At 74.6% G+C, this 26,468-nt stretch carries 20 protein-coding genes; 10 read left to right on the forward strand and 10 right to left on the reverse strand.

The window, feature by feature from the left end; all coding sequences use genetic code 11:
* The first annotated feature begins 61 nt into the window (after positions 1 to 61).
* The 3 genes from ACQP26_RS22370 (at position 62) to ACQP26_RS22380 (ending at position 2,983) form a co-directional block, all read left to right on the forward strand.
* Positions 62 to 1,873: a DUF2079 domain-containing protein gene (locus ACQP26_RS22370; protein ID WP_433493904.1), complete on the forward strand. Its 1,812-nt coding sequence runs from the start codon at positions 62 to 64 to the stop codon at positions 1,871 to 1,873.
* A 70-nt stretch (positions 1,874 to 1,943) separates the two neighbouring features.
* Positions 1,944 to 2,585: a lipoyl(octanoyl) transferase LipB gene (gene lipB, locus ACQP26_RS22375; RefSeq protein ID WP_433493905.1), complete on the forward strand. Its 642-nt coding sequence runs from the start codon at positions 1,944 to 1,946 to the stop codon at positions 2,583 to 2,585.
* Positions 2,586 to 2,590: 5 nt separating this feature from the next.
* Complete coding sequence (locus ACQP26_RS22380; protein WP_433493906.1) at positions 2,591 to 2,983, forward strand: VOC family protein; 393 nt, start codon at positions 2,591 to 2,593, stop codon at positions 2,981 to 2,983.
* Positions 2,984 to 3,360: 377 nt separating this feature from the next.
* Here ACQP26_RS22380 and aspS read toward each other — a convergent pair whose 3' ends face one another.
* On the reverse strand, positions 3,361 to 4,647 hold the full coding sequence (gene aspS, locus ACQP26_RS22385) for an aspartate--tRNA(Asn) ligase (RefSeq protein ID WP_433493907.1): 1,287 nt from the start codon (positions 4,645 to 4,647) through the stop codon (positions 3,361 to 3,363).
* 412 nt (positions 4,648 to 5,059) lie between these two features.
* Between aspS and lipA the strand changes: the two genes are divergently transcribed.
* Both lipA and ACQP26_RS22395 read left to right on the forward strand, forming a co-directional pair.
* Positions 5,060 to 6,049, forward strand: coding sequence for a lipoyl synthase (gene lipA / locus ACQP26_RS22390; RefSeq protein WP_269704787.1), 990 nt, complete (start codon positions 5,060 to 5,062; stop codon positions 6,047 to 6,049).
* Positions 6,050 to 6,108: 59 nt separating this feature from the next.
* The gene (locus ACQP26_RS22395; protein ID WP_433493908.1) at positions 6,109 to 7,701 is read left to right on the forward strand and encodes a DUF423 domain-containing protein; all 1,593 of its coding nucleotides are present in this window, start codon (positions 6,109 to 6,111) and stop codon (positions 7,699 to 7,701) included.
* A gap of 72 nt (positions 7,702 to 7,773) precedes the next feature.
* Here ACQP26_RS22395 and ACQP26_RS22400 read toward each other — a convergent pair whose 3' ends face one another.
* Both ACQP26_RS22400 and ACQP26_RS22405 read right to left on the reverse strand, forming a co-directional pair.
* The gene (locus ACQP26_RS22400) at positions 7,774 to 10,698 is read right to left on the reverse strand and encodes a helix-turn-helix transcriptional regulator (RefSeq protein WP_433493909.1); all 2,925 of its coding nucleotides are present in this window, start codon (positions 10,696 to 10,698) and stop codon (positions 7,774 to 7,776) included.
* Positions 10,699 to 10,850: 152 nt separating this feature from the next.
* Positions 10,851 to 11,021, reverse strand: coding sequence for a hypothetical protein (locus tag ACQP26_RS22405; RefSeq protein WP_281577128.1), 171 nt, complete (start codon positions 11,019 to 11,021; stop codon positions 10,851 to 10,853).
* Between the two features lie 215 nt (positions 11,022 to 11,236).
* On the opposite strand from ACQP26_RS22405, the gene ACQP26_RS22410 reads away from it, so the two are divergent.
* The gene (locus ACQP26_RS22410; protein ID WP_128138945.1) at positions 11,237 to 11,926 is read left to right on the forward strand and encodes a DUF4191 domain-containing protein; all 690 of its coding nucleotides are present in this window, start codon (positions 11,237 to 11,239) and stop codon (positions 11,924 to 11,926) included.
* A gap of 61 nt (positions 11,927 to 11,987) precedes the next feature.
* Here the strand turns inward: ACQP26_RS22410 and ACQP26_RS22415 are convergent, their stop codons facing one another.
* A complete protein-coding gene (locus ACQP26_RS22415) occupies positions 11,988 to 12,443 on the reverse strand; it encodes an RDD family protein (RefSeq protein ID WP_269704783.1) in 456 nt (151 codons plus the stop codon).
* 129 nt (positions 12,444 to 12,572) lie between these two features.
* Here ACQP26_RS22415 and glnA point away from each other — a divergent pair, with 129 nt between their 5' ends.
* Positions 12,573 to 13,997, forward strand: a complete 1,425-nt coding sequence (gene glnA / locus ACQP26_RS22420) for a type I glutamate--ammonia ligase (protein WP_269704782.1) — start codon at positions 12,573 to 12,575, stop codon at positions 13,995 to 13,997.
* A 78-nt stretch (positions 13,998 to 14,075) separates the two neighbouring features.
* Here the strand turns inward: glnA and mptB (ACQP26_RS22425) are convergent, their stop codons facing one another.
* Both mptB (ACQP26_RS22425) and mptB (ACQP26_RS22430) read right to left on the reverse strand, forming a co-directional pair.
* Positions 14,076 to 15,563 carry a polyprenol phosphomannose-dependent alpha 1,6 mannosyltransferase MptB gene (gene mptB / locus ACQP26_RS22425; protein ID WP_433493910.1) on the reverse strand — a complete coding sequence of 496 codons (1,488 nt, stop codon included), beginning with the start codon at positions 15,561 to 15,563 and terminating at the stop codon, positions 14,076 to 14,078.
* 11 nt (positions 15,564 to 15,574) lie between these two features.
* Positions 15,575 to 16,987 (reverse strand): polyprenol phosphomannose-dependent alpha 1,6 mannosyltransferase MptB, encoded by a 1,413-nt coding sequence (mptB, locus tag ACQP26_RS22430; RefSeq protein ID WP_433493911.1) that lies wholly within the window; start codon positions 16,985 to 16,987, stop codon positions 15,575 to 15,577.
* Positions 16,988 to 17,023: 36 nt separating this feature from the next.
* Here mptB (ACQP26_RS22430) and ACQP26_RS22435 point away from each other — a divergent pair, with 36 nt between their 5' ends.
* Positions 17,024 to 18,670 (forward strand): hypothetical protein, encoded by a 1,647-nt coding sequence (locus ACQP26_RS22435; RefSeq protein ID WP_281577125.1) that lies wholly within the window; start codon positions 17,024 to 17,026, stop codon positions 18,668 to 18,670.
* 154 nt (positions 18,671 to 18,824) lie between these two features.
* Here ACQP26_RS22435 and ACQP26_RS22440 read toward each other — a convergent pair whose 3' ends face one another.
* Together ACQP26_RS22440 and ACQP26_RS22445 are read right to left on the reverse strand one after the other, a co-directional pair.
* Complete coding sequence (locus ACQP26_RS22440; RefSeq protein WP_281577124.1) at positions 18,825 to 21,848, reverse strand: bifunctional [glutamine synthetase] adenylyltransferase/[glutamine synthetase]-adenylyl-L-tyrosine phosphorylase; 3,024 nt, start codon at positions 21,846 to 21,848, stop codon at positions 18,825 to 18,827.
* A gap of 2 nt (positions 21,849 to 21,850) precedes the next feature.
* Positions 21,851 to 22,618, reverse strand: coding sequence for a type 1 glutamine amidotransferase (locus ACQP26_RS22445; protein ID WP_281577123.1), 768 nt, complete (start codon positions 22,616 to 22,618; stop codon positions 21,851 to 21,853).
* A gap of 112 nt (positions 22,619 to 22,730) precedes the next feature.
* On the opposite strand from ACQP26_RS22445, the gene ACQP26_RS22450 reads away from it, so the two are divergent.
* Positions 22,731 to 23,615, forward strand: a complete 885-nt coding sequence (locus ACQP26_RS22450; protein WP_433496182.1) for a S66 peptidase family protein — start codon at positions 22,731 to 22,733, stop codon at positions 23,613 to 23,615.
* 45 nt (positions 23,616 to 23,660) lie between these two features.
* Here the strand turns inward: ACQP26_RS22450 and ACQP26_RS22455 are convergent, their stop codons facing one another.
* Positions 23,661 to 24,560, reverse strand: coding sequence for a Vgb family protein (locus ACQP26_RS22455; protein ID WP_281577122.1), 900 nt, complete (start codon positions 24,558 to 24,560; stop codon positions 23,661 to 23,663).
* Between the two features lie 180 nt (positions 24,561 to 24,740).
* Between ACQP26_RS22455 and ACQP26_RS22460 the strand changes: the two genes are divergently transcribed.
* Complete coding sequence (locus ACQP26_RS22460; protein ID WP_433493912.1) at positions 24,741 to 25,232, forward strand: hypothetical protein; 492 nt, start codon at positions 24,741 to 24,743, stop codon at positions 25,230 to 25,232.
* 157 nt (positions 25,233 to 25,389) lie between these two features.
* On the opposite strand, the gene ACQP26_RS22465 is transcribed toward ACQP26_RS22460, so the two are convergent.
* Positions 25,390 to 26,463, reverse strand: a complete 1,074-nt coding sequence (locus ACQP26_RS22465) for a M28 family peptidase (protein WP_433493913.1) — start codon at positions 26,461 to 26,463, stop codon at positions 25,390 to 25,392.
* Positions 26,464 to 26,468 lie beyond the last annotated feature (5 nt).

A 26,468-nucleotide genomic window follows, 5' to 3' on the forward strand; every position in this document is an offset into this window, starting at 1 on the left:
GTGTGCGGCCGAGTTTCGTGTCCGGGCGGTCTGCCCAGGTCCGGTTGGTAACGTCCGCTGCGTGCCCTCCTCCCCGTCCCCGGCCACCGGCCGGTCGCCGACAGCTGTCCGCGACCGGCGCTCCGACCTGCTGGTGACGCTCGCCGCGCTGACCCTGGCCCTCTGGGTGACCAGTGGCATGTGGCGGGATCCGAACAGCCGGGCCATCACCGTCAACTCCAGCGACCAGGCGCTGTTCGAGTGGCTGCTGGCGTTCGGCGGGCACGCGCTGACCCACGGCCAGAACCCGCTGTTCACCACGCTGATCAACGTGCCGGACGGGGTGAACCTCGCGGTGAACACCTCGATCACCGTGTACGCGGCGGTCTTCGCGCCCCTGACGTACCTGATCGGGCCGCCCGCGACCTTCCTGGTGATCCTCACGCTCAACCTGGCCGCGACGGCGGTGGCCTGGTACTGGCTGCTCAGCCGGCACCTGGTGCGCAGCCGGCTGGCCGCCGGTGTGGCCGCGCTGTTCATCGCCTTCTGCCCGGCGATGGTGTCGCACGCGAACGCACACCTGAACTGGACGGCGGGCTGGCTGGTGCCGCTGCTGATCTGGGGCGTGTTCCGGCTGCGTCGCCCGGGCCGGGCGGTCACCGGCGGGATCGTGCTCGGGCTGCTGGTGGCGGTCGCGTTCTCGATCGCCGCCGAGGGGCTGTTCTTCACCGCGCTGGCGCTCGGCGTGTTCCTCGCCGTGTGGGCGCTGCACCCGGCCCGCCGGTCCGAGGTACGCGCCGCGCTGCCCCGGATGGCGGCCGGGCTGGGCGTGACGGCGCTCGTCGCCGGGGCGCTGCTGGCGTACCCGCTCTGGCTGCACTTCCTCGGGCCGCAACGGTTCCACGGCACCGGGTTCGACCCGCTGATCCACTCCGAGGACATCGCCGCGTACGGGTCGTACCCGCGCCGGTCGCTGGCCGGCTGGGCCGGGTGGGGCACCTCGCTGGCGCCCAACCCGACGGAGGAGAACTCGTTCTTCGGCGTACCGCTGCTCCTGCTCGCCGTCGCCTGTTTCGCGCTGCTGTGGTGGCGCGCGGACCGGGCGTTCCGGGCCACGCTCGCGGCGCTCGGCGTGACCGCCGTGGTCTTCGCGGTGCTGTCGTGGGGGCCGACGGTGAAGTGGAACGGCCGCCGCTTCGACCAGACGCTGCCGTTCGGGGTGCTGGACAACCTGCCGGTGATCAACGCGGCGTTGCCGTCCCGGCTGGCGCTCGTGGTCGCGCCGGTGATCGGCCTGCTGCTGGCGTACGCGATCGACACGCTGCGCGCCCGGCCGCCACGGCACCGGGTGAGCGGGCTGGCCTGGGCGCTCGGCTTCGTCGCCGCGCTGCTGCCGCTGGTGCCGACGCCGCTGCTCACCAGCGTCCGCGAGCCGATTCCGCAGTTCATCACCAGTGGCGCCTGGCAGCGCTACGTCCCGCCGGACGGGGTGCTGACCCCGCTGCCGCTGACCGTGGACGTCTACCCGGACGGGCAGCGCTGGCAGGCGTACGCGCTGGCGAACCGGCAGGGTGAGTTCCGGATCCCGTCCGGGTTCTTCCTCGGGCCGGGCGGGCCGGAGGGCCGGGGCCGGATCGGCCCGGTGCCGCGCACCTTCGACTCGCTGATGGATCAGGCTGGGCGGACCGGCCTGGTGCCGATCATCACCGACGGCAGCATCCGGGCGTCCCGGGCGGACCTGCGCTACTGGGGGGTCCAGGCGGTGGTGCTGCCGGACCGGGTGCACGGCGCCAAGTTCGACGTCGACGAGGAGGCGCTGCGGCGCACCGCCGCCGCGCTGCTCGGCCCGCCCGAGCGGGTCGAGGACGTCTGGCTGTGGCGGGTGCCGGCCTGACCGCCGCCTCGGCCCGATGGCGACGAGGCTCACGGGTCCGGTTCCCGGTGGGCGGGACTAGGCTGGACGGGTGAGCGTGACGACTTCCGGGCTGACCGCCGTCCGCGCCGGCCTGCTCGACTACCAGGCCGCCTGGGACGAGCAGCGCCGGCTGCACGAGGCGGTGGTGGCCGGCGAGCAGGGCGACACCGTGCTGCTGCTGGAGCACCCCAGCGTCTACACCGCCGGCAAGCGCACCGAGCCGTGGGACCGGCCGATGGACGGCACCCCGGTGGTGGACGTGGACCGCGGCGGGAAGATCACCTGGCACGGTCCGGGGCAGCTCGTCGGCTACCCGATCGTCCGGCTGCCCGACCCGGTCGACGTGGTCGCGTACGTCCGCCGCACCGAGCAACTGCTGATCGACGTGTGTGCCGAGTTCGGGCTGGCCGCCGGCCGGGTCGAGGGACGCAGCGGCGTGTGGGTGCCGGAGGACGACAGGGGGCCGGCCCGCAAGGTGGCCGCCATCGGCATCCGGGTGGCCCGCGGCGTCACGCTGCACGGCTTCTCCGTCAACTGCGACTGCGACCTGGGCTTCTTCGACCGGATCGTGCCCTGCGGCATCCGCGACGCCGGGGTCACCTCGCTGACCGCCGAGCTGGGCCGGCCGATCACCGTGGCCGACGTGCTGCCGGTGGTCGAACGGCACCTGCCGACGCTGACGCGGGTCTGAGCCCGGTGCGGCTCGACCTGGTCACGCTCGTCGTGGCCGAGTACGACCCGGCCATCGCGTTCTTCACCGAGGTGCTCGGCTTCGAGCTGGCCGAGGACAGCCCGTCCCTGACGAACGACGGCCGGCCCAAGCGCTGGGTGGTGGTACGCCCGCCGGGCGGCGGGACCGGCCTGCTGCTGGCCCGCGCCGACGGCGAACACCAGGCCGGCGCGGTGGGCGACCAGACCCACGGCCGGGTGGGCTTCTTCCTGCAGGTCGACGACTTCGAGGCGGTGTACCGCCGGATGGTCGACGCGGCCGTCGAGTTCGTCCGGCCACCCCGCACCGAGCCGTACGGCCGGGTCGCGGTCTTCCGCGACATCGCCGGCAACCCCTGGGACCTGCTCGGCCCGGCCTGACCGCCTCGGACACACGGTGGCCGACCGGTCCGATCGCCGCCGCAGGCCAGCGCCCTGCGGTCACCGTGAGTGACAGAAGCCGTGCCCGAGGGTTGTCCCCTCTCGCCGACTTTGCTCTGCAGCCGGATACGCGACGGTCACTCCTGGTCGATCGATGCGTCGGTGGCTGCAGAGCAAAGGGCGCACGCACCCGTCCCTCCCCCTCGGCGGGCGCCGCCATAACCCCTGCTCAGCCCGCTCCGGAGGCAACAAGGGCACCCGCGCGACATCTAGCGCACCCTTACGGACCGTGACCGCAGCCGGAGACGACCTCCCCTCACTCTCAGTGTCCGCGCCGGGGCTGGTTTCCCAGCCCCGGCGCGGCCGAGAGCCGCCGGTCAGGGCGTGAGGCGGTGCAGGTCGCGCGGGAAGGCGGTCACCTCCCGGACGTTCGCCGCACCGACGAGCCGCGCGACGAATCGCTCCAGCCCGATCGCGAACCCGCCGTGCGGCGGCATGCCGTGCCGGAACGCGTCCACGTACCCGGCGTACGGCTCCACCGGCTCGCCCCGCGCCGCGAGCGCGGCCAGGTAGTCGGCGTGCCGGTGCAGGCGCTGCCCGCCGGTGACCAGCTCCACGCCCCGGAACAGCAGGTCGAAACCGTTCGAGTACGCGGGCCGGGCCGGGTCCGGGTGGGTGTAGAAGGGGCGCTTCGCCATCGGGTACCCGGTGACGAAGAGGAAGTCGCTCCCGTGCTCGCGGAGCGCCCACTCCCCCAGCGCCCGCTCGTGCGCCGGCGCCAGGTCGGGTTCGGAAGGCGGCGCCCCGGCGATCTTCAGCGCGTCGGTGAAGTGCACCGCCGGGATCTCGGCCGGCACCTGCGGCACCGTCACGCCGAGCGTCGTCAGCGCCCCACCGGCCCGCTCGCCGACGGTCGCCACCATCCCGGCCAGGGTCTCCCGCAGCACCGTCATCACGTCCCGGTGGTCGGCCACGAACCCCAGCTCGACGTCGAGCGACGTGTACTGGGCCAGGTGGCGCACCGTGTCGTGCGGCTCGGCACGGAACACCGGCCCCACCTCGTACACCCGCTCGAAGACGCCCACCATGAGCTGCTTGTAGAACTGCGGCGACTGGGCCAGGTAGGCGGGCCGCCCGAACCAGTCCAGCGCGAACACGTTCGCCCCGCTCTCGGTGGACGAGGCGACCACCTTCGGCGTGTGCACCTCGACGAAGCCCTGCCCGTCGAGCGTGGCCCGGAAGCCGGACACGGCGGCCGCCGATACCCGCAGCGCGGCGGAGCGGACCGGGTGCCGCAGCGCGACCGGCGCGTGGTCGAGCTGAGTGTGCAGGCCGGCGGTGAGCACCGGCCGGTACAGGTCGAACGGGGGCGGGACGGCGGTCGGCCCGAGCGGACGTACCGTCGGCTCGACGACCTCGACCCCGGCGGGCGCGGTGGCGTTCGCGACCACGGTGCCGACGACCTCGACGACCGTCTCCTCGGTGAGCGCCTCGATCTGCTCGCGCACGGCGGGCGCGGCGACCACCACCTGCGCGAGCCCGGCGGCGTCGCGGACGATCAGGAAGGCCACCGACTTGAGCAGCCGGCGGCGGTGGACCCAGCCGGCGAGCCGCACGGTGGCGCCCACATGGGCGGGGAGTTGGGTGGACAGGATGCGTTGCACGACGACTACCTCCTTGACCAATCGCAACGCGATCCCCAGGGAGGTGTGGGCGAGCGGGAACCTCGCGGTGCCACCACACCTTCGTCCCCGCCGAAGCGGGAACCTCGTTCGTCGCCTTTTCACCGGGGCCGGCCGGGCGGGCTCTACTGGGCGCGACGCGCCGTTCTTCCCGCAGCTCGGGAGGGTCTTCACGGACCGGCGCCAGACCGCCTCGCAGCAACCGGCGGCTCTCTCGACTGGCGGATCGGTCCGTTACTCGGCTCCGTCACAGCTCTGCCCGGCACGCTAGCACCGCGCGGGCCGCGCTGTGACCGGGTTTTTTCACCCCTGGTGTCCGGTGTCACAGCGATTCCGGCGTGACGGCCGTCGCCCACGTTCATCGACCGGCGCCGACCGGCGTACGCTCGGTTTTGTGACGATCGAGCAATCCGCGCCGACGACTGAGCAGCCAGCGCGCACCGCGACCGTCGCCCCGGAGGGGCGGCGGATGCTGCGGATCGAGGCGCGCAACGCCGAGACGCCGATCGAGCGCAAGCCGCCATGGATCAAGGTGAAGGCCAAGATGGGCCCGGAGTACACCCAGTTGCGCGGGCTCGTCTCGCGCGAAGGGCTGCACACCGTGTGCCAGGAGGCCGGCTGCCCCAACATCTACGAGTGCTGGGAGGACCGGGAGGCCACCTTCCTCATCGGTGGTGACCAGTGCACCCGGCGCTGCGACTTCTGCCAGATCGACACCGGCAAGCCGGCCGAGTTCGACGCCGACGAGCCGCGGCGTGTCGCCGAGTCGGTCGCCGCGATGGGCCTGCGCTACGCGACCATCACCGGTGTCGCCCGCGACGACCTGCCCGACGGCGGTGCCTGGCTCTACGCCGAGACGGTCCGGCAGATCCACGCGCTGCAGTCCGGCTGCGGTGTCGAGCTGCTGATCCCCGACTTCAACGCCGTACCGGAGCAGCTCGCCGAGGTCTTCGGCTCGCGGCCCGAGGTGCTGGCGCACAACGTGGAGACGGTGCCGCGCATCTTCAAGCGGATCCGCCCGGCGTTCCGCTACGAGCGTTCGCTGGACGTGATCCGCCAGGCGCGGGCCGACGGCCTGGTCACCAAGAGCAACCTGATCCTCGGCATGGGCGAGGAGCGCGCCGAGGTGTCCCAGGCGCTGCGCGACCTGCACGAGGCGGGCTGCGAGCTGATCACCATCACGCAGTACCTGCGCCCCTCCCCCCGGCACCACCCGGTGACCCGCTGGGTCAAGCCGGAGGAGTTCGTCGAGCTGCGCGAGGAGGCCGAGGAGATCGGCTTCGCGGGCGTGATGAGCGGCCCGCTGGTCCGTTCGTCGTACCGCGCGGGCCGCCTCTACCAGCAGGCGCTCGCCGCCCGCCGGGAGGTTCCGGTCGCCGGCTGAGGCCGGCCGTCGACCGCGTCACCCGCCGCCGCCGCCCGCCGGATGCCATGATCACAGGCATGACCGCCGGGGTACGCGAGGAGCCACGCGAATCCGTGCGCCCTCGTACGCCCCGGCGGCTGCCGTTGCCGACTCTGCTCGCCCTGCTCGTCGGGCTCGCCGCTGTGGGGTACCGGCTGGCGCTGCTGTTCGCCGACGTGCCGCCCACGAACAGCGACGAGGCGACGATGGGGCTGGCCGCCCTGCACATCGCCCGCGGCGACGGCTTCCCGGTCTGGTTCTACGGCCAGGCCTACATGGGCACGCTGGAGGCGTACCTGGCCGCGCCGCTGGTCGCGCTCGCCGGGCCGTCGGTGCTCGTGCTGCGGCTGCCCACGCTGGCGCTGTACGCGTTGTTCCTGCTGCTGTCCTGGCGGCTGACCCGGCGGCTCGGCGGTGACCGCTGGTACGCCCTGCTCGTCGTGGCCGTGCTGGCGCTCGGCTCGGACCGGGTGGTGAAGAACCAGCTCATCGCCGGTGGCGGCTATCCGGAGCTGAATCCGGCCGGCGCCGCGCTGGCGCTGCTGACGGTCGGGCTCTGCGTGACCGGGGCGGGCGCGCGGCTGCCCCGCTGGGCGGCCTGGGGACTGGTCTCCGGGGTGCTGCTCTGGGTGGACCCGCTGATCCTGCCGTACGTGCTGACGCTCGGCGTGCTGCTGGTGGCGTGGCGGTGGCGGGAACTGGCCGGCCGGGCCGGGGTGGTGCTGGCGGGCGCGCTGCTGCTGGGCGCGGCGCCGATGCTCGCCGACAGCATCCGGCACGGCCGCAACCCGGTGACCGCGGTGCTGGCGGCCGGTGGCACGGGTACGCCCGCGGACTGGGCGGACCGGCTGCACGGCGGGCTGGTGCTCGGGCCGCCGCTGGCGATGGGCTTCTGCTCCCCCGGCCGGTGCGCGACCTGGCAGCTCTGGTGGGCCGTCGCGTTCCCGGTGCTGTTGCTGCTCGCCGCGTTCACCGCGTGGCACACGCTTCGCCGTGCCGCCGGCGGTCCGCGCTCGGCGGAGCGGGTGTCGGCCGGGGTGCGGCTGGCGCTGCTCGGCGGGGCGGCGGGCGTGCTCGCGGCCTACGCGGTGAGCAACGCGGCCGGGCAGACGCCGATCGAGAGCAGCCGTTACCTGTCGTGCCTGGCGGTCGCCGTACCGGCCCTGTTCTGGCCACTGTGGCGGGCCGCCCGCCGGCCGGCGGTCCGGGTGGCGCGAGTCGCGGCGGTGGCGGTGCTCGCGGGTGTGCTCGGCACCGGCGTGGCGGCCACGGTGGACGTGATCCGGGCAGCGCCGGCCGTGCACGCCGAGGCCGACCGGCACCGGTCGCTCGTGGACACGCTCGGCGCGCTCGACGTGCGGAATGTGCGCGGCGGCTACTGGACGTGCAACCGGCTCGCCTACGCCACCGGCGAGAACGTGCTCTGCGCCGTGGTCGAGGACGACCTGCGCCCCGGTTTCGACAGGCTGCCCGCGTACCGGCGGGAGGTGGCGGCCGACCCGGACGCGGCCTGGGTGGCGCTCGCCGGCTCACCGCTGGCCGCCCGGCTGGACGAACGCGTCGGCACCGAATCGGGCGCGCTCGACGTCGTCACCGTCGCCGGCTGGCGGATCTACCTGCCACGCCGCTGACGCAGGCCCGAAGCGGTCACCGCTCGCTCCCGATGCCGCGCGGGCCGACGCGGCGTGGGCCGACGCGGCGCGCTACCGGGCGCGGCGCTGTGCCGGGGCGGGGGGCGCAGCGTCGAGCAGGCCGAGACGGTGGGCCAGCGCGGCGGCCTCCACCCGGTTGGTCACGTCGAGCTTGGCGATGATCCGGGACACGTGCACGCTCGCCGTCTTCGGCGAGATGAACAGGCGCTCGGCGATCCGGCTGTTGCTGTGCCCCTCGGCGACCAGCCGCAGCACCTCCTGTTCCCGGCTGGTCAGCAGGTCCGGCCCGGGTCGCCCGGTGCCGCGCAGTCCGACCCGGCGGGCCAGAGTCGCCGCCTGCTCGCCCAGCGGGGTGGCGCCCAGCTTGGCGGCCAGTTCCACTGTCTCCCGTACCGCGGCGGCCACCTCGTCCCGCTCGCCCGCCGCCGCGGCCGCCTCGGCCAGCCCGAGCAGCGCCCGGCCCAGCGGGTACGGCTGCCCGGCCGTCCGCCACGCCGCCACCGCCGCCCGCCACGCGACGAGCGCGTCGGCGGGAGCGGCGGGACCGACCCCGGTCAGGACGGCAGTGACGCCTGCCGCGTACGCCTGCTCGGCCGGGTGCCGGGCGGGCAGCGCGGCGGCCCTCGTGGACACCTCGGCGGCGAGCGTGGCGTCCCCGGTCAGCGCGGCGGTACGCGCCACCGCACCGAGCACCGGCCACCCCTCGCGCGGCAGGTCGGTCAGGTGCGGGTCGGCCAGGGCGGCGCGCGCCGCGCGTACCGCTTCCAGCTTGTCGTCGGCGGCGAGCGCGGCCTCCACGCGCAGCTCGTGCAGCGGCAGCCGGTGGTTGGGCCACAGGTAGGGGCGCCGGAGGAACGCGAGCGCCCGCCCGACGACCTCGTCGGCGGCGGGATGGGCGCGGGCCAGGTGGAGCCCGGCGCGCAGTTGCAGCCAGTGCAGCCCGGAGACGCCGGGCGGGTCGATCCGGGCCGCCTCGGCGCAGGTGGCGTCCGCCTCGTCCCAGCGGCCCAGCGCGATCAGCGCCTCGGCCCGGTTCGACAGCAGGTACGCCCCGATCGAGCGGCTGATGCCGACCCGGCGCGCCTCGGTCACCCCGGCCGCGGCCGCCTGCTCCGACTCGTCGTAGCGGCCCAGCTCGTAGAGCACGTCGGAGAGGAAGACCAGCGCGCTGACCAGGGCCCACGAGTCACCGGCGGCGCGGGCCCGCGCCTCGACCCGGCGCAGCTCGGCCAGCCCGCGCTCCGGGGTGCCGTCGAGGCGGTGCAGCAGGGCGATCCGGGTGGGCAGCAGCACCAGGTCGGTGCCGACCTCGGACGCGCCGGCCGCGGCCTCGGCGGCGACCGAGGCGGCCTCGCGCGGGTCGACCTTCATCAGGTGCGACGCGATGTCGGCGAGCACAGCGAACCGTTCCGGGCCGTCGGGGGCGGCGGCCGCCAGCCGGTACGCCTCGCGCAGCTCGGCCGCGCCGTCGCTCTTGCCGAGCAGCGCGAACAGCCGGCCCCGATGGTCGAGCAGGCGGGCGGCGCGCAGCGGTTCGGCGTCGGAGTCGACCTCGGCCAGCGCGGCCCGGGTGAGCGTGAGCGCGCGGCTGAGGTCACCGGCGGTGACCGCGGCGGTGAGCGTGTCCTCCAGCACCCGCAGGTGGTCCATGCCGAGCCGGTCGGCGGCGTCGGGCACCTGCTCCCACAGTTCGAGGACGCGCTCCAGCAGCCGGCTCTGCTCGGCGTACGCGTACCGTTCGGCTGCCGCCTCGGCGGCGACCCGGGCGGCCGTGAGCGCGCGCGGGTGGTCGTGCGCCGCGTACCAGTGGTGGGCGATCTCGGCCGGCGCGCGACCGGCGGCGACCAGGTGCGGTTGGGCCTCGATCGCGGCGGCGTAGCGGGCGTGCAGCCGCGCGTGCTCGCCGGGCAGCAGGTCGTCGTGCACGGCCTCGCGGACCAGCGCGTGCCGGAACTCGTAGTCGCCATCCGGGTCGGCCACCACGAGCTGCCCGGCCACGGCGGCGCGCAGCGCGTCCTCCAGTTCGGCCTCGGGCAGGCCGGCCACCTCGGCGAGAAGCTGGTGGGCGAAACGGGTGCCTCCGGCGGCGGCGATCCGCAGCACCCGCTGGGCCGGCTCGGGCAGCCGGTCGACGCGGGCCAGCAGCAGGTCGCGCAGCGTCTCCGGGATGGCCGCGCAGCCGACCGGGCCACCGGCGGCGGCCAGCTCCTCGATGAAGAACGGGTTGCCCTGGGTGCGTTCGTGCACGTCGTCGACGGTCCGGGCGTACTGCTCGATGCCGAGCAGGTCGGCCAGTACGGCGGCGGTGCCATCCCGGTCGAGGCGGCCCAGCTCGATCCGGTCCACGCCGCGAACCCGGTCCAGCTCGGCGAGGAACGGCCGCAGCGGGTGCCCGCGGTGCAGCTCGTCGGTGCGGTAGGTGCAGACGACCAGCAGGCGGGTCGCGCGGGCGGCCCGCACGAGGAAGCCGATCAGATCCCGGGTGGACCGGTCGGCCCAGTGCAGGTCCTCGATCACCAGCACCAGCGGGCGTTCCTCGGCGATCCGCCGGAACAGGTCGGCGACCAGGTCGAACAGGTAGCCGCGCGGGGTGTCGGCGAGGGCCGGCCCGGCGGGCACGGCGACGGCCGCGGGCATCCGGGCCAGTTCCGGCAGCAGCCGGGCGAACTCCGCCTCGTAGCCGGCGAAGGCGGCCGGCCCGTCGTGGCGCAGCACGTCGCGCAGCGCGGCGGCGAACGGGGCGAACGGCAGGCCGGCCTCGCCCAGTTCCAGGCACTGGCCGACGAGCAGCCGCGCGCCGGCCGCCTCCACCTGGGTGCCGAACTCCTCCAGCAGCCGGGTCTTGCCGACACCCGCCTCGCCGCCGACGAGCACCGTCGTCGGCTCGCCGGACCGGGACCGGGTCAGCGCGTCACCGAGCGCCGTCAGCTCGGGCCGGCGGCCGACGAGGACGGTGCTGGCAGCGCGTACGGTCACGCCGTCGAGCATGCCACGACCCCCCGACTGCGCGGCCGGGCCGAGGGGGCCAGCCGGCCCGGCCGCCCCCGTGACGGCCGGACCGGCGACTTCCCCCACGGCACCGGCCGCGCCCACGAACCCGGCCGGACCGGCGACGGCCGCCGGTGCGGTCACCGGCGGGCGTCGGTGGTGCGGGCGCCGTGCCGGCGTCGGCCGAGCCAGCCGCGCGGGTGCCGGCGGGGCAGCGACCGGGCGAGCCGGTCCTGGGCGGCGTCGGCCTGCAACTCGGAGGCGTGGCTGCGGTGGATGCTGAGGATGAAGTCCGCGTCGTTGCCGAACATCTCGGTCTCCCTTGCCGTGCGGTGTCGTTCCCTGTCGAGATCGACTCTCCGCGCGAAGGTGCCCCCGGGGCATGGGTACGCCGCCTGATCTTCGGCCCCTCCGCCTCCTTACCGGCGGGCCGGTTCGGGCCGGCGCGGCGGTAAGGTACTCAGCCCTCGGCGGAACAGGCGGCCACGGATCAACGTGATGTGCGCCGACCACTAGACTCTGCGGTATGGCAAAGCCCCAGGAGAAGGTCTCGTTCGGCCAGCGGCTGAAGCAGATCGGGATGGTGTTCCGGTTCACCGCCAAGCAGGACAAGTGGTTCGCGCCGCTGACCGCGGCGGCGGTGCTGATCCCGCTCGCGCTCACCGTGGTCGCGGTGATCGCCTGGGGCTGGATCTGGCTGCCGATCGGCATCCTGCTCGCCCTGCTCGCCGTGCTGATCGTGCTCAACCTGCGCTCCAACAAGGCGATGATGAACGCCGCCGAGGGGCAGCCGGGCGCGGCGGCGCAGATCATGGAGAGCATGCGCGGCGACTGGCGGGTCACCCCGGCGGTCAGCTCGACCACCCAGATGGACATGGTGCACCTGGTGGTGGGCCGGCAGGGCGTGATCCTGCTGGCCGAGGGCAACCCGCAGCGCGTCCGCGGCCTGCTCGGCCAGGAGAAGCGCCGCCTCGCGAAGGTGATCGGCACCGCCCCGCTGCACGACTACGTGATCGGGCAGGGCGAGGGTGAGCTGCCGGTCCGCAAGCTGCGGATGACGCTGATGCGGCTGCCGCGCGCCCTGTCCCCGAAGGACGTCAACGCCCTCGACAAGCGGCTCAAGGCGCTCACCGCGCGACCGCAGATGCCCAAGGGCGCGATCCCGAAGAACATGCGGCCGCCGCGTGGCGCGTTCCGGCAGACCCGGGGTCGCTGACCTCCGGCGTACGCGAGAAGGAGCCGGTCCCGTGCGGGGCCGGCTCCTTTCCTCATGCGGGTCAGCGGCGCGGGGCGTCGGTGACGACCGACCCGGCGAGCCGGTCGTGCAGGCCGCGCCGGTGCTCGTCCATGAGCAGCGCCGGCACCACGAGGGCCAGCAGGAGTCCGCGCCACAGCCCGCGGAGCAGCCCGATCCGGCCGCCGTCGGCCCAGGACACGCAGCGCAGCCGGGTGAGGAACATGCCGGGGGTCTGGGCGAACAGGCCGATGAAGAAGCCGTACTCCAGGATCAGCACCAGGACCGGCGGCCAGCCGTCGCGGACCGGGTCGGAGAACGCCCGGGCGACCATCAGGCACAGCACCCAGTCGATGATCAGGGCGCCGAAGCGGCGGCCGAGGCTGGGCGGGGTGAACGCGGGGTCGGTGGCGGGCGGCACCGGTGTGGCGGCGGTATCGGTCACAGCGGCCAGGGTAGCGCCGCCGCGACCCCTGACGAAAAATACGACATTCGGCATCAGAGTGTGCCGGGATGACGCTCCGCAAGCGACGTAACACGGCGGAAACAGACGAGACACGGCAGGGCAACCCCCCGGCCATAGCGTCGCCAGTAGCCAGCTACCGGAGTGGACCTGCCAGGAGGACGTGTGTTCGCCAATTCCGAGGAACTCCTGCGATACCTCGCCAACGAGGACGTGAAGTTCGTCGACGTACGTTTCTGTGACCTGCCCGGCGTGATGCAGCACTTCAACCTGCCGGTCGAGTCGTTCGACGACAGCGTCTTCACCGACGGCCTCGCCTTCGACGGATCCTCGATCCGCGGCTTCCAGGCCATCCACGAGTCCGACATGCTCCTGCTGCCGGACGTCGCGACCGCCTTCATCGACCCGTTCCGGGCCCAGAAGACCCTCGCGCTCAACTTCTTCATCCACGACCCGTTCACCCGCGAGGCGTACTCCCGCGACCCCCGCAACGTCGCGAAGAAGGCCGAGGCCTACCTCGCCGCCAGCGGGATCGCCGACACCGCGTACTTCGGGGCGGAGGCGGAGTTCTACATCTTCGACTCCATCCGCCACGAGACCTCCGCGCACCAGTCCTTCTACTACATCGACTCGATCGAGGGCGCCTGGAACAGCGGCCGGATCGAGGAGGGCGGCAACCGCGGTTACAAGACCGCGTACAAGGGCGGCTACTTCCCGGTGCCGCCGGTGGACCACTACGCCGACCTGCGCGACCGGATCGTGCGGCGCCTCGTCGACGGCGGATTCACCGTCGAGCGCTCGCACCACGAGGTGGGCACCGCCGGCCAGTCGGAGATCAACTACAAGTTCTCCACCCTGCTGCACGCCGCCGACCAGCTCCAGCTGTTCAAGTACATCGTCAAGAACGAGACCTGGGCCGCCGGCAAGACCGCGACGTTCATGCCCAAGCCGCTGTTCGGTGACAACGGCTCCGGCATGCACACCCACCAGAGCCTCTGGCGCGGCGGCGAGCCGCTGTTCTACGACGAGACCGGCTACGCCGGCCTGTCCGACACCGCCCGCTGGTACATCGGCGGCCTGCTGCACCACGCACCCTCGCTGCTGGCCTTCACCAACCCGACGGTGAACTCCTACCGTCGTCTGGTGCCGGGCTTCGAGGCGCCGGTCAACCTGGTCTACTCGCAGCGCAACCGCTCCGCGTGCACCCGCATCCCGGTGACCGGCAGCAACCCGAAGGCCAAGCGCGTCGAGTTCCGGGTGCCGGACCCGTCCAGCAACCCGTACCTGGCGTTCTCGGCCATGATGATGGCCGGCCTGGACGGCATCAAGAACAAGATCGAGCCGCCGGCGCCGATCGACAAGGACCTGTACGACCTGCCGCCGGAGGAGTGGGGCGACGTCAAGCAGGTCCCGGGTTCGCTGCCGGAGGTGCTCAACGCGCTCGAGGCCGACCACGACTACCTGCTCGACGGCGGCGTGTTCACGCCGGACCTGATCTCGACCTGGGTCGAGTGGAAGCGGGCCAACGAGGTCGACCCGGTGCGTCTGCGCCCGACCCCGCATGAGTTCGCGATGTACTTCGACTGCTGAGCACGTACGTCAGCACCGGCCGGGCCGGCTCCGCGATGGCGGAGCCGGCCCGGCCGTTTAAGCAGCGCGGTCCGGCCTTTACGTCGTGCGGCGGCGCAACGTGGCCCGGGCGCCGGCGACCGCGACGACCACCACCAGCACCGTCATCAGCACCGCGCCCGGCGCCTTGCTGAACCGGGCCAGGTTGGATCCGTCGGGCAGGGTGAGCACGGAGGCCAGCGCGCAGGGCGCCACGAACCAGACCTGCCGGGCCAGCGGCACCGCCGCGACCGCGAGCAGCGTCAGCGGCCAGATCGCGTACCAGGGGTGGAAGACCGGGGCGAGCAGCACGGTGGCGGCGAGCGCCAGTCCCGCGCCGAGCAGTGCCACCCGGGGCCGGGCCAGCGTCAGCCGGGCCACCCGTTGCCGGGCGTCGTTGAGCCGCCGCAGCGTCGTCCACGCCCACCACCAGAGCGCGACGAGCGTGCCGGCCAGCAGCACCAGCGCGACCGTCCGGGCCACCGGCACCGCCGCCGGCCGCAGCCCGGCCAGCTCGCCGGCGTAGTCGACGACGAAGCCGACAGCGGTGGGCGGGGAGGTCCACTGCTGCGAGTCGCCGCTGTGGCCGAGCCCTCCCACCCAGCCCAGTCCGAGGCCGGTGGCGAGCGACACGACCAGCAGGGTGCCGAGCACCGACGCCGCCAGCTGCCCGCCGTCGCGCAGCAGCGCCCGCCAGGTGTAGCGGCCGAGCACGGCGGCGAGCGCCGCGAACGGCAGCGCCACGACCGCGACCGCCTTCACCGCCACCGCCAGGCCCAGCAGCCCCCCGGCGACCAGCAGCGCGCGCGGCCTGCCCGGCAGGCGGACCAGCACCAGCAGGCCGAGCAGGAGCAACCCGAGCGCGAGCGCGTCGTTGTGCGCGCCCGCCACCAGGTGTACGCCGACCAGCGGGCACGCGAGCACCAGCCAGGCGGCCCGGCGGGTGGGCACCCCGGCGGCGCGGGCCAGACCGGGCAGGCAGAGCGCCGCCAGCAGCACCCCGGCCACCGCGACCAGCCGCAGCGCCACGATCGTCCCGATCAGGCCGCCACCGACGAGGACCGCGAGCCCGGCCAGCAGGACGAAGAACGGCCCGTACGGCGCCGGGGTGTCCCGCCAGATCGGCGACACCGAGTCGGTCCACGGGCAGCCGGCCGCCGCGACCCCCACCCGGTACGGGCTGAGCCCCTGCGTCCACGTCCAGCCCTGGCAGGCGTACGAGTAGACGTCGCGGCTGCCGATCGGCGGCGCGGCGAGCAGCGGCAGCGACCAGAGCCCCGCCGTCAGGTACGCCCACCGGCCGGACGGGGCGCCCCACCGCAGCGACCACCATGCGCCCACCAGCAGCACCGTCCCGGCCAGCCAGCAGCCGAGCGTCAGCGGCCCGTGCGGCGCCGACCAGATCGCGGCGAGCGTGGCCCGCGAGGGCGTACCGGGAAGGGCGCCGCCGAGCCACCCGGCGACGGTGAGCAGGACGGCCCCGGCGAGACCGGCGTAGCGGGCGAGACCGGCGGCGACCGGCCGGACGGGTCCGTCGGGCTCGCTCACCGGCCCTCCCCTCAGTCCACGGGAACCGGCTGCCGGCCCTGGCGAGCCGACCGTACCAACCAGACGACCACACCGATCACGAACAGGGTCATCAGCGGCGCACCGGGCATCTTGCTGTACCGGGCCAGCCCGGTGCCGTCGGCGAGCACCAGGAACGACGACACCACTGTGACGATCGAGAACCAGAGCGTGCGGCGCGCGGTGGCGGCGAGCACTGCCAGCGGCCACAGCCAGTACCAGGGGTGGAACAGCGGGGACAGCGCGACGGTGGCGGTGAGCGCCAGCCCGGCGTGCCAGAACGGTTCACCGCGACGGAACGACCGGAACCAGAGCCAGATCAGCACGGCGATCAGCACGACCATGCCGATCGCCCGGGTCACCGGCAACGCGTCGACGTGCACCCCGAACGGCGCCAGCAGGTAGCCCACCGTCTGCCCCACCGCCGTCGGCGGCGACGTCCACGCCACCACCAGCCCGCCCTGCTCCAGCCCGCTGATGAACCCCAGCCCGAGGCCGGACGCGACGGTCACCGCGGCGAGCGCCGCGAGCGAGCCGCCGACCACCCACCCGCCGTCGCGCACGAGCGTCCTGATCCGGTACGCCCCGACGATCGCGGCCAGCGCGGCGAACGGCATCACCACCAGCGCGGTGACCTTGACGGCGGCGGCGAGTCCGAGCAGCGCCCCACCGGCGAGCAGCGGTCCGGGCCGGCCCGGGCGGGCCGCGACCACCGCCAGCCCGGCCACGAGCAGGCCGATCATCAGCGCGTCGTTGTGCGCGCCGGAGACCAGGTGCACGGGCACCAGCGGGCTGGCCAGCGCCAGCCAGAGCGCCCGCTGCGGCGGCACCCCGCAGCGGCGGGCCAGCACCGGCAGCGCCCACGCGGTGAGCGCCACCCCGGCCACGGCGAGCGCCCGGAACAGCACCACGGCGCCGAGCAGCGAGCCGGTGGCCTCCACCACCGCGCCGGCGAGCAGCACGAACAGCGGCCCGTACGGCGCCGGGGTGTCCCGCCAGATGTAGGAGATGGTGTCCAGCCAGGGGCATGGCAGCGCCGACACGCCCTGCTCGTAGGGGTTGATCCCGGCCGAGAAGCTGGCGCCCTGACACGCGTACGCGTACACATCCCGGCTGCCCAGCGGCGGCGCGACGAGCATCGGCAGCAGCCACAGGGCCACGGTGACCAGCACCCAGCGGGCCGACGGCACGCTGTCCCGCAGCGACCACCAGGCCCACGCCAGCAGCCCGGTGCCGACCAGCCACAACCCGATGATCAGCGGCCCGTTCGGGCCCTGCCAGATGCTGACCGGGGTGGGACGCAACTCGCCGTCGGGCAGGGCGCCACCGAGGTACGCGGCCACGGCGAGCAGCACCGAACCCGCCAGGCCGATCCAGCGCGAGAGGTGGTGAGGCACGTCCGACATGCTGCCAGTACGGTGGTTCGCGATCAGGAGGTGGGCATGCGGGGCGGTCGGGTGGTGGCGGTCTCCGCCGTGTCGGCGCTCGTCCTCGCCGCGTTCCACCTCACGCTGCCGGCCACCGGCTCGGACCTGTCCGCGCAGGTCGCCCGCGCCGGCTTCTTCGCCGAGCACGGGGCCGCCCTGGTGGACCTGCGCTGGTACGGCGGCGTGCACCCGTGGGGCTACAGCCTCGTCTCGCCGCCGCTGATGGCGCTGCTCGGGGTACGCGTCACCGGCGCGCTCGCCCTGCTCGCCTCCGCCACCGCGTTCGCCGCCCTGCTGGTGCGGACCCGGGTGCCCCGGCCGCTGCTGGGCAGCCTGGTCGGCGTGGTCACGATCGCCGGCAACCTGGTGTCCGGCCGGGTCACGTACGCCCTCGGCGTCGCGTTCGGCCTGGCCGCGCTGCTCGCGCTCACCGTCCCGGCCCGCTGCACCAGCCTCGTCGCCGGTGCCGCCGCCGAGCCGGTCGGGTCCGGCCCTCCCGGTCCCGGTCCCGGCCGGCGCGTCTGGGCGGCCGTCGCCGCCGCTGCCGCCGCACTGCTCGCCTCCGCGGCCAGCCCGGTGGCCGGGCTGTTCGTCGGGCTCGCCGGCGTCGCGCTGCTGCTGACCCGCAGGTACGCCGACGGCCTGCTGCTCGCCGTACCGGCCGCCGCGCCGCTGGCGGTGACCGGGCTGCTGTTCGGCGAGGGCGGCTGGATGAACATCAGCACGGCCGACACCGTGCACGCCGTGGTGACGAGCCTGGTCGTGGCGGCTCTCGTCGCGTACCGGCCGGTGCGGGTCGGCGCGCTGCTGTCCGCGGCCGGGGTGCTGGCGTCGGCGCTGCTGCACACCCCGGTGGGGCTGAACGCCACCCGCCTGGTGGTGATGTTCGCGCTGCCGGTGCTGGCCGCCACCGCGACGCTTCCCGCCCCGCTGTCCGGTCGGCTCCGCGCCGCCGGTCGGCGCTCCCGGCTCGCCGGGGCGTTCGCGCTGGCCGCGCTGCTGGCGATGGTGTGCTGGTGGCAGCCGCCGGTGGTCACCGCCGACCTGCGCAGCGCCGACGACCCGACCGCCGACCCGGCGTACTTCGCCCCGCTGCGCGCGGAACTGGCCCGGCGCGGCCTGACCGGGCGGGTGGAGGTGCCGCCGACCCGCAACTACTGGGAGGCGGCCCACATGGGCGACGTGCCGCTGGCCCGGGGCTGGCTGCGGCAGGCCGACATCGACCGCAATCCGCTGTTCTTCACCACGGTGCCCGGCGCGGACGGCACCGGCGTTCCACTGACCCCGATCACCTACCGGGACTGGCTGGCCGACAACGCGGTGCAGTACGTGGCCGTGCCCGACGCCGAGTTCTCCTGGGTGGGTTCGTCGGAGGCGAAGCTGGTGGAGGCGGGCCAGCCGTACCTGACCGAGGTCTGGTCGGACCGGCACTGGAAGCTGTACGCGGTCGCCGACCCCACCCCGCTGGTCGGCGCACCGGGTGAGCTGATCAGCCAGGACGGCGCCTCGATCACGTTCCGCGCCCCCACAGCCGGCCCGATCCCGATCCGCGTCCGCCACGACCGCTGGCTGACCGCCTCAGGCGGCGCCGAAGTCACCCGAGACGGCACCTGGACCACCGTGACGGTCCCCCGAGAGGGCACCTACACCCTCACAAGCTGACCCACCCGCCCCTCCTGCCCCTGCCCCTGCCCCTGCCCCTGCCCCGTCGATCTTGCGGTTGCGACCCCTCGAGAGTCGGATATACCCCTTTCGCCGGGGCCACAAGTGCAAGATCAACGCCGAGGGGAGGCGGGGCGGTAGAGGGCGGCTTGGGCTAGAGGGGGGACTCGAGGATTCGCTGGACGACTGTGCGGGAGTGGCGGCCGGTGCGCAGGTACTCGTCGAGGAACTCGCCCTGGTCCTCGCGCCCGAGCAGCCGCACCACACCGGCCAGCTCCACCCCGTGCCGGGGCAGCTGGTCGCCGGCCCGGCCGCGTACCAGCATCAGCGCGTCGCGAACCTCGGCCGCGAGCGTCCATCCGGCGGCCAGCTCGGCGGCGTCGGAGGCGTCGAGCAGCCCGGCGTCACGGGCGGCGGCGAGGGCGTCGAGCGTACGGGTGCCGCGCAGCGCGGGCACCTGACCGGCGTAGCGGAGCTGGAGCAACTGCACCGCCCACTCGACGTCGGCCAGCCCGCCCCGGCCCAGCTTGGTGTGCGTGGCCGGGTCGGCGCCGCGGGGCAGCCGCTCGGTCTCCACCCGTGCCTTGATCCGGCGGATCTCGATCACCTGCTCGCGGCTCAGCCCTTCGGCCGGGTAGCGCACCGGCTCGATCATGGCCTCGAACTCGGCGCCCAGGTCGGCGTCGCCGCAGACGTACCGGGCCCGCAGCAGCGCCTGCGCCTCCCACACCCGGGACCAGCGCGCGTAGTACTGGGCGTACGCGGCCAGGCTGCGCACCAGCGGGCCCTGCCGGCCCTCGGGGCGCAGGTCGGCGTCGACGCCGAGCGGCGGGTCGGGGGCGGGCGCGGACAGCAGCCGGCGCAGCTCCTCGGCGATGGCCTGCGCGGCGGCGCTCGCCACGCTCTCCTCCACCCCGGGCGGCGGGTCGTAGACGAACAGCACGTCGGCGTCGGAGAGGTAGTTCGACTCGTACCCGCCGAGCCGGCCCATCCCGATCACCGCGAAGCGCAGGCCGGGCGGCCCGGGGTGGACGGTACGGGCGGCGCGCAGCGCGGCGGCCAGCGTGGCGTCGGCGACGTGCGACAACGCGGTGCCGACGGCGGTCACGTCCACCACAGTGGGCCGGCGTTCCCCGCCGCCGACCGGGCGCGGGGTGAGCGGTGCCAGCGAACCGGCGTGGCTGAGCACGTCGGCGGCGGCGATCCGGACCAGCTCCCGGCGGCGCAGCGCGCGGACCGCCCGGATCGCCTCGACCGGGTCGTCGTGGCGGGCGGCAGCCGCGGCGAAGCCCTCGACGAGCGTCTCCCGTGGACGCGGGGTCAGTTCGCTGTCCTCGGCGAGCAGCCGCAGCGCCTCCGGTTCGCGGGCCAGCATGTCGGCCGCGTACCGGGACGAGGACAGCACCCGGGCCAGCCGGCGCGCCACCGGGCCGGAGTCGCGCAGAAGACGCAGGTACCAGGGGGTGCTGCCGAGCTTGTCGGAGACCTGCCGGTAGTTGAGCAGACCGCGGTCCGGCTCGGGGGCGTCGGCGAACTCGTCGAGCAGCACCGGCAGCAGCGTGCGCTGGATGGCTGCGGTACGGCTGACGCCGCCGGTGAGCGCCTGGAGGTGCCGCAGCGCGCCGGCCGGGTCGGCGAAGCCGAGCACTTCCAGCCGGTGCCGGGCCGCCTCGGGCGTGAGGCGCAGCCCTTCGGCCGGTACCCGGGCCACGGATTCCAGCAGCGGCCGGTAGAGCAGTTTGGCGTGCAGCCGGCGTACCTCGGTGGCGTGGGTGACCCACTCGGCGCGGAACTCCTCGACGGCGCTGCGGCCCGGGGTGGCCGCGTAGCCGAGCGCGGCGGCGAGCCAGCGCAGCGCGGCCGGTTCGGTCGGCACGGTGTGGGTGCGGCGCAGGGCCTGGAGCTGGAGCCGGTGCTCGACGGCGCGCAGGAAGCGGTATCCGCGCAGCAGCGCCTCCCCGTCGGCGCGGCCCACGTAGCCGCCGGCGACCAGCGCGCGCAGCGCCGGTACGGTGCCCGGCACGCGCAGCGACTCGTCGCCCCGGCCGTGCACGAGCTGGAGCAGCTGCACGGCGAACTCGATGTCGCGCAGCCCACCCGGACCGCGCTTGATCTCGCGTTCCAGCTCCTTCGGCGGCACGTTGTCGAGGATCTTGCGACGCATCGAGCGGACGTCCTGGACCGCCTCGGGGCGTTCGGCGGCGGTCCACACGAGCGGGGCCAGCGCCTCGATCCACTCCCGGGCCAGCTCCAGGTCGCCCGCGGCCGGGCGGGCCTTGAGCAACGCCTGGAACTCCCAGGTGCGGGCCCAGCGCTTGTAGTAGGCGAGGTGGCTGGCGAGCGTGCGGACCAGCGGCCCCCGGTTGCCCTCGGGCCGCAGCGCCGCGTCGACCGGCCAGGCCACCAGCCCGCAGATCTGGATCAGCCGGGTGGCGACCTGGGTCGCGGCGGGCAGGTCGTCGTCGGTCGCGGCGACGAAGATGACGTCGACGTCGGAGACGTAGTTCAGCTCGTCGCCGCCGCACTTGCCCATCGCCACGACCGCGAGGCGGGGGCGCGGCGTGCCGTCGGGCAGCTCGTCGGCGGCGATGTCGTAGGCGGCGGCCAGCGTGGCGTCGGCCAGCCCGGACAGCGCCGCCATGGTCTGCTCCAGGCCGCGCCCGCCGGTCAGGTCGGCCGCCGCGATCCGCAGCAGCGCGAGACGGTACGCCTGCCGCAGCAGCGGGACCGCGCCGGTCATGGTGGTGAGCCGGGCGGCGACGCTGAGGTCGAGCCGGCCGTCCGCGGTGGGGGCGAGCCCGTCCGGCTCGGTCGCCAGCACCGCCCACTGCCCGGGGTTGGCGACCAGGTGGTCGCCGAGCGCGGAGGAGGCGCCGAGCACCGCGACCAGCCGGCGGCGCAGCCCGGGGTCGGCGGCCAGGGCGTCGCGGACGGCCACCTCGTCGCCGGAGCGCCGCTCGGACTCGACCAGCCGGTGCAGCTGACGCAGTGCCAGATCGGGGTCGGCGGCGCGGGACAGCGCGCCGAGCAGCTCGGCGGCGCGGTCGTCGGCGGGTTCCTGGGTGTCGGGCCGCCAGAGGGCGAGCCCGTCCGGGCCGAGCAGGTCCACGGCGCGGGTGGCGCCGTCACCCTCGGCGAATCCGTAGCGGGCCAGGCGCCCGCGGGCCGGCCGGGTCACCGTCAGGCCCCGAGCAGCGGCAGGCTGCGGCGCGGGTTGTCGTCGCCGAGTTCGCCGAGCGCGAGCGCGGCGAACCGGATCGCGAACGGCTGCCACGCCTCCTCGACGTCGGCCATCACCCGGTCGCAGGCGGCCACCACCAGTTCGGGGTCGTAGCCCAGCTCGGCCAGCACTGCCGAGTCGCGGGACCACTCGGCGATCATCGCGGTGTCGCACTCGATGTGGAACTGCAGGCCCCAGGCCCGGTCGCCGAGACGGAACGCCTGGTGCGGGTAGCGGGTGGACGCGGCGAGCAGCGTCGCGCCGTGCGGCAGCTCGGTGATCTCGTCGGCGTGCCACTGGAACACGTCGGGCATCAACGGCACGTACCGGAACAGTGGGTCGTCCTCGGCGGCGTCGCGCCGGCCCACGAGCGCCGGCCCGACCTCCGGGCCGGACGGGCTGCGCTCGACGCGGCCGGCGTGCGCGGTGGCGAGCAGTTGCGCGCCGAGGCAGACGGCGAGCGTGGGCACCCGCCCGCGGACCGCCTTGCGCAGCAGCCCCTCCAGCGCCGGGAACCAGGGCGCGCCGGGGGCGTCGTCGGCCCCCGGGTAGGCCTGCTGGTCGCCGCCGAGCACCACGAGCGCGGCGTATCCCTCCAGGTCGGTGGGGAGCACGTCGCCGGCGTGCGGACGCAGCACACGCAGCTCAAGGCCCCCTTCGATGAGCCACTCCCCCAGGCGGCGGAGGTCGTCGGTCGGGTCGTTCTCGATCACCAGCGCGGTCGCCACGACGTCGAGGCTAACCGGTGCGCCCGACAGGGCACGGTCCGGCAGGCCCTAGGCTCCGATCGTGCCTGACGACTGCCTGCGCCCGCCGGCCCTGCGTCCCGGCGACGCGGTGATGCTGGTGTCCCCGTCCGGGCCGACCCGTCCCGAGCGGGTGGCCCGCGGCATCGAGCTGCTGACCGGCTGGGGGTTGCGGCCGGTGCCCGCGCCGAACGCGTACGCCCGGCGGGGTTACCTGGCCGGCGACGACGCGCTGCGGGCCGCGGACCTCAACGCCGCGTTCGCCGACCCGGAGATCCGCGGGGTGATCTGCACCCGGGGCGGCTACGGCGCACAGCGGGTGGTCGACCTGATCGACATGGCGGCGGTGCGCCGGGACCCGAAGGTGGTGGCCGGGTTCTCCGACATCACCGCGTTGCAGTTCGCGCTGTGGCGGGGCGCCCGCCTGGCCGGGGTGCACGGTCCGGGTGCGGCGTGGCGGGACGAACGCACGCCGGTCCGCTCGGCGGAGTCGCTGCACGCGGCGCTGACCAGCGCCGAGCCGGTGACGGTCGCGGCGGTCGAGGCGGAGGAGACGTACCCGGTGCGGGTGCCCGGGCGGGCCGAGGGCCGGCTGATCGGCGGCAACCTGTGCCTGATCACCGCGTCCATCGGTACGCCGGACATGCCCGACCTGACCGGGGCGATCCTGCTGGTCGAGGAGGTGCAGGAGCCGCCGTACAAGATCGACCGGATGCTCACCCACCTGCGCCGCTGCGGCGCGCTGGACGGGATCGCCGGGGTGGCGGTCGGCCAGTTCACCGAGTGCGCGGACGGCTGGGACACCACTGTCGTGGACGTGCTCACCGACCGCCTGGGCGACCTCGGCGTGCCGGTGCTCGGCGGCCTGCCGATCGGTCACGGCCCCGGCCAGCTCACCGTCCCGGTGAACACCAGTGCCCGGCTCGACGCCACCACCGGCACCCTGACGGTCACCGCCGCCGTCCGCCCACCGGGTTGATCATGAGGTTGGCGGCAGTTGTGGATCTCTGGACTGCCGCCAACCTCATGATCGACGCTGGGAGGGCGCGAGGTGGGCGACGGCGCCGATCTCCAGGGCAGCCCAGACCGAGCCGTCGGGGGTGACCGTCAGGCCGTGGGGTTCCGAGGCCGGCGTGGGCAGGGTGTGGGCGGTGATGTGACCGTCGGGGTCGACGTGGCCGATGCGGTTGGCGCCCCACTCGGTGAACCAGCAGCCACCGGCCGGGTCGGCGACGATCGCGTGCGGGCGCGCCGTCCGGTCCGGCAACGGGATCTCGTCGATCCGCCCGTCCGGCGTGATCCGGCCGAGCTGCCCGGCGAGGATCTCGACGAACCAGAGGGCGCCGTCGCCACCGCGGGTGATGCCGACCGGCCCGGCCGCCTCGGTGGGCAGCGGATGCACTGTCACCTCGCCGTCCAGGTCGACCCGGGCGATCGCGTTCGCCTGGTTGAGCGTGAGCCAGAGCGCGTCGTCCGGGCCGGCGGCCAGCATCGACGGGAAGCCCTTGGCCGCCGGCAGCGGGAAGGATGTGACCTCTCCGTCGACGCTCACCCGGCCGATCGTGTCGTCGCTCATCCCGGCGTACCAGAGCGCGCCGTCCGCACCGGCCGCCAGCCCGCAGGGGCCGCAGCCGGGCGGCAGCGGCACCGAGCCGGTCTCGCCGTCGACGGTGATCCGGCCGAGCCGGTCGTCACCCGAGCGGGTGTACCAGAGCGCGTCGTCGGGGCCGGCGACGATGATCAGCGGGCGGCTGCCGGGCGGGTCGTCGCGGTAGGTCCGTACCTCACCGTCGAGGCCGAGCCGGGCGACGCCGCCGGAGCCGGCCAGCGCCAGCCAGAGCGCGCCGTCGGGCCCGACCGTGATCGAGTACGGCCCGGAGCCCGGCCCGGTGAGCGGGATCTCGCGGATGGCGGGCTGTGTCATCGAGTGGCCTTTCGTCGGGTTCGCCCCAGCCTCGCGGGCACTCCGGGGAGGCAGCAACACGAATAATTCGGGCCTTCCGGGCGGGTTGCCAGCTCGCTGACAGGTTCGCCACGGGTGGCCCTCAGTTCCGGCGGCCACTGTCGGTGACGTCATCGCACCACCACCGAACAGGAGAATCGCATGATCCGCACGATGTCGAAGAAGCAGCTGCTGGCCGGCCTGGCCGCCGCCGGCGTGCTCGGCGTCGGGATCGCCGCCCCGACGGTGGCGCTCGCCGACGACAAGAGCCCGAACCCGTCTTCGAGCGCCGGCAGCACCGACCAGGCTGACGACCGCCGCCAGAAGCACGCCGACCGGCAGGCCGAGTTCGCCGAGGCGCTCGCCAAGGAGCTGGGCGTCTCGACCGACAAGGTCACCGCGGCGCTGGAGAAGCTGCACGAGCAGCGCCAGGGCGACCGCCCGGAGCGGCCGGAGCGGCCGTCGACCGAGGACCGGCAGGCCGCGCTGAAGGAGCGGCTGGACCAGGCCGTCACCGACGGCAAGCTGACCCAGGAGCAGGCCGACGCGGTGCTCAAGGCCGCCGAGGCGGGCGTGTTCCCGGGCGGCCCCGGCCACGACGGCAAGGGCGGCCCGCGCGGCGGGCACGGCAAGGGCGGCCCGGACGGCAAGTGACGCACGGCCACGCCCCGCCGGCCGGACCTCCTCGTGACCGGCGCCGGCTCGGCACCAGGCGGTGCGACAGAGGCGCCGCACCGGGGCTCCCCGGTGCGGCGCCGTTCGCGGCGTACCCGTGACACCGCAGCGCCGGCGACACGGGTACGGCAGCGGGTCAGCGAGCGGTCGCGTACGCGGCGCAGCCGATCAGTTCGAGGGAGACCTGGAGTCGCTCGAGGCTGATGTTCTTGGCGATGGTGTCCTCCGGGGTGTGGTACGGCGGCTCCAGCAGCGCCGGGCTCGTCTCCCCGCGCCAGGAGAAGTTGGCGCTGGCGATGCCGACCTCCTGGAAGGACTGGTGATCGCTGGAGCCGCGCTGCGTCACCGGCGACATCCGCGGGTCGTAGCCGAGGCGTACACCGGCGGCGGCCACCTCGTCGGTGGCCCGGTTGGACTGGCCGGTGAAGGACAGCAGCCAGTAGAGAGTGGCCGGGTCCCAGCTCGTGGCGACCATGTCGTTCTGGTACACCGCCAGGATGCGGTCCCGCTCGGCTTGCGGGAGCTGTCGCACGTGATGACGGGAGCCGAGCAGGCCCTGCTCCTCCGAGCCCCACAGCGCGAACCGCAGGGTGGCGTCGACCGGGATCGCCTTCATCACCCGGGCCAGTTCGAGGCAGAGCACCGTGCCGGAACCGTCGTCGTTGGCGCCGGGGGCGCCGACGACCGTGTCGTAGTGAGCGCTGACCATGACGACCGGCCCGTTCGCGCCCGACCGCCCGACCCGCTCCGCGATGACGTTGTGGGACGTCAGGTTGCGGTGCGCGGCGGTGGAGACGGTGAGCGTGAGCCGCCCGGTGGCGAGCAGGGCCCGCAGCCGCTCCTTCTGCGCCTGGGCGACGCCGACCACCGGGATCGGCACCGGGGCGCCGGCCGAGCCCGGCAGGGTCGGTGAGAACGTGCCGCTGCGCCGGGGCGGCACCCCGTCGGCGGCGAGGAACACCACGGCGGCCGCGCCGCGCTCCAGCGCGGCGGCGACCAGCTGCTCGCGCCGGGCCGCCACGTAGTCGACGAGCACGATCTGGCCGGCCACGCTCGCCGGGTAGTTCTCGGGAGCACCCGCGCCCACGTCCACCACGTCGCCCTGAACGGTGATGTTCAGCGCGGCCTGCGGGGAGGCACCGGCCTGCCAGTTCAGGTCGGTGGGCAGCCCGGCCGGCGAGGCGAGCTGAGCGAGGAACTTGTCCGCCACCGCGA

This window comes from Micromonospora sp. CA-248089 (assembly GCF_050948515.1).
Lineage (GTDB): Bacteria > Actinomycetota > Actinomycetes > Mycobacteriales > Micromonosporaceae > Micromonospora.

Bases quoted from the DNA above. Each gene is read 5' to 3' on its own strand.
- ACQP26_RS22395 (WP_433493908.1), top strand. From the start codon at position 6,109: ATGACCGCCGGGGTACGCGAGGAGCCACGCGAATCCGTGCGCCCTCGT.
- ACQP26_RS22405 (WP_281577128.1), bottom strand. From the start codon at position 11,021: ATGTTCGGCAACGACGCGGACTTCATCCTCAGCATCCACCGCAGCCAC.
- ACQP26_RS22410 (WP_128138945.1), top strand. From the start codon at position 11,237: ATGGCAAAGCCCCAGGAGAAGGTCTCGTTCGGCCAGCGGCTGAAGCAG.
- ACQP26_RS22415 (WP_269704783.1), bottom strand. From the start codon at position 12,443: ATGCCGAATGTCGTATTTTTCGTCAGGGGTCGCGGCGGCGCTACCCTG.
- mptB (WP_433493911.1), bottom strand. From the start codon at position 16,987: ATGTCGGACGTGCCTCACCACCTCTCGCGCTGGATCGGCCTGGCGGGT.
- ACQP26_RS22435 (WP_281577125.1), top strand. From the start codon at position 17,024: ATGCGGGGCGGTCGGGTGGTGGCGGTCTCCGCCGTGTCGGCGCTCGTC.
- ACQP26_RS22450 (WP_433496182.1), top strand. From the start codon at position 22,731: ATGCTGGTGTCCCCGTCCGGGCCGACCCGTCCCGAGCGGGTGGCCCGC.
- ACQP26_RS22455 (WP_281577122.1), bottom strand. From the start codon at position 24,560: ATGACACAGCCCGCCATCCGCGAGATCCCGCTCACCGGGCCGGGCTCC.
- ACQP26_RS22460 (WP_433493912.1), top strand. From the start codon at position 24,741: ATGATCCGCACGATGTCGAAGAAGCAGCTGCTGGCCGGCCTGGCCGCC.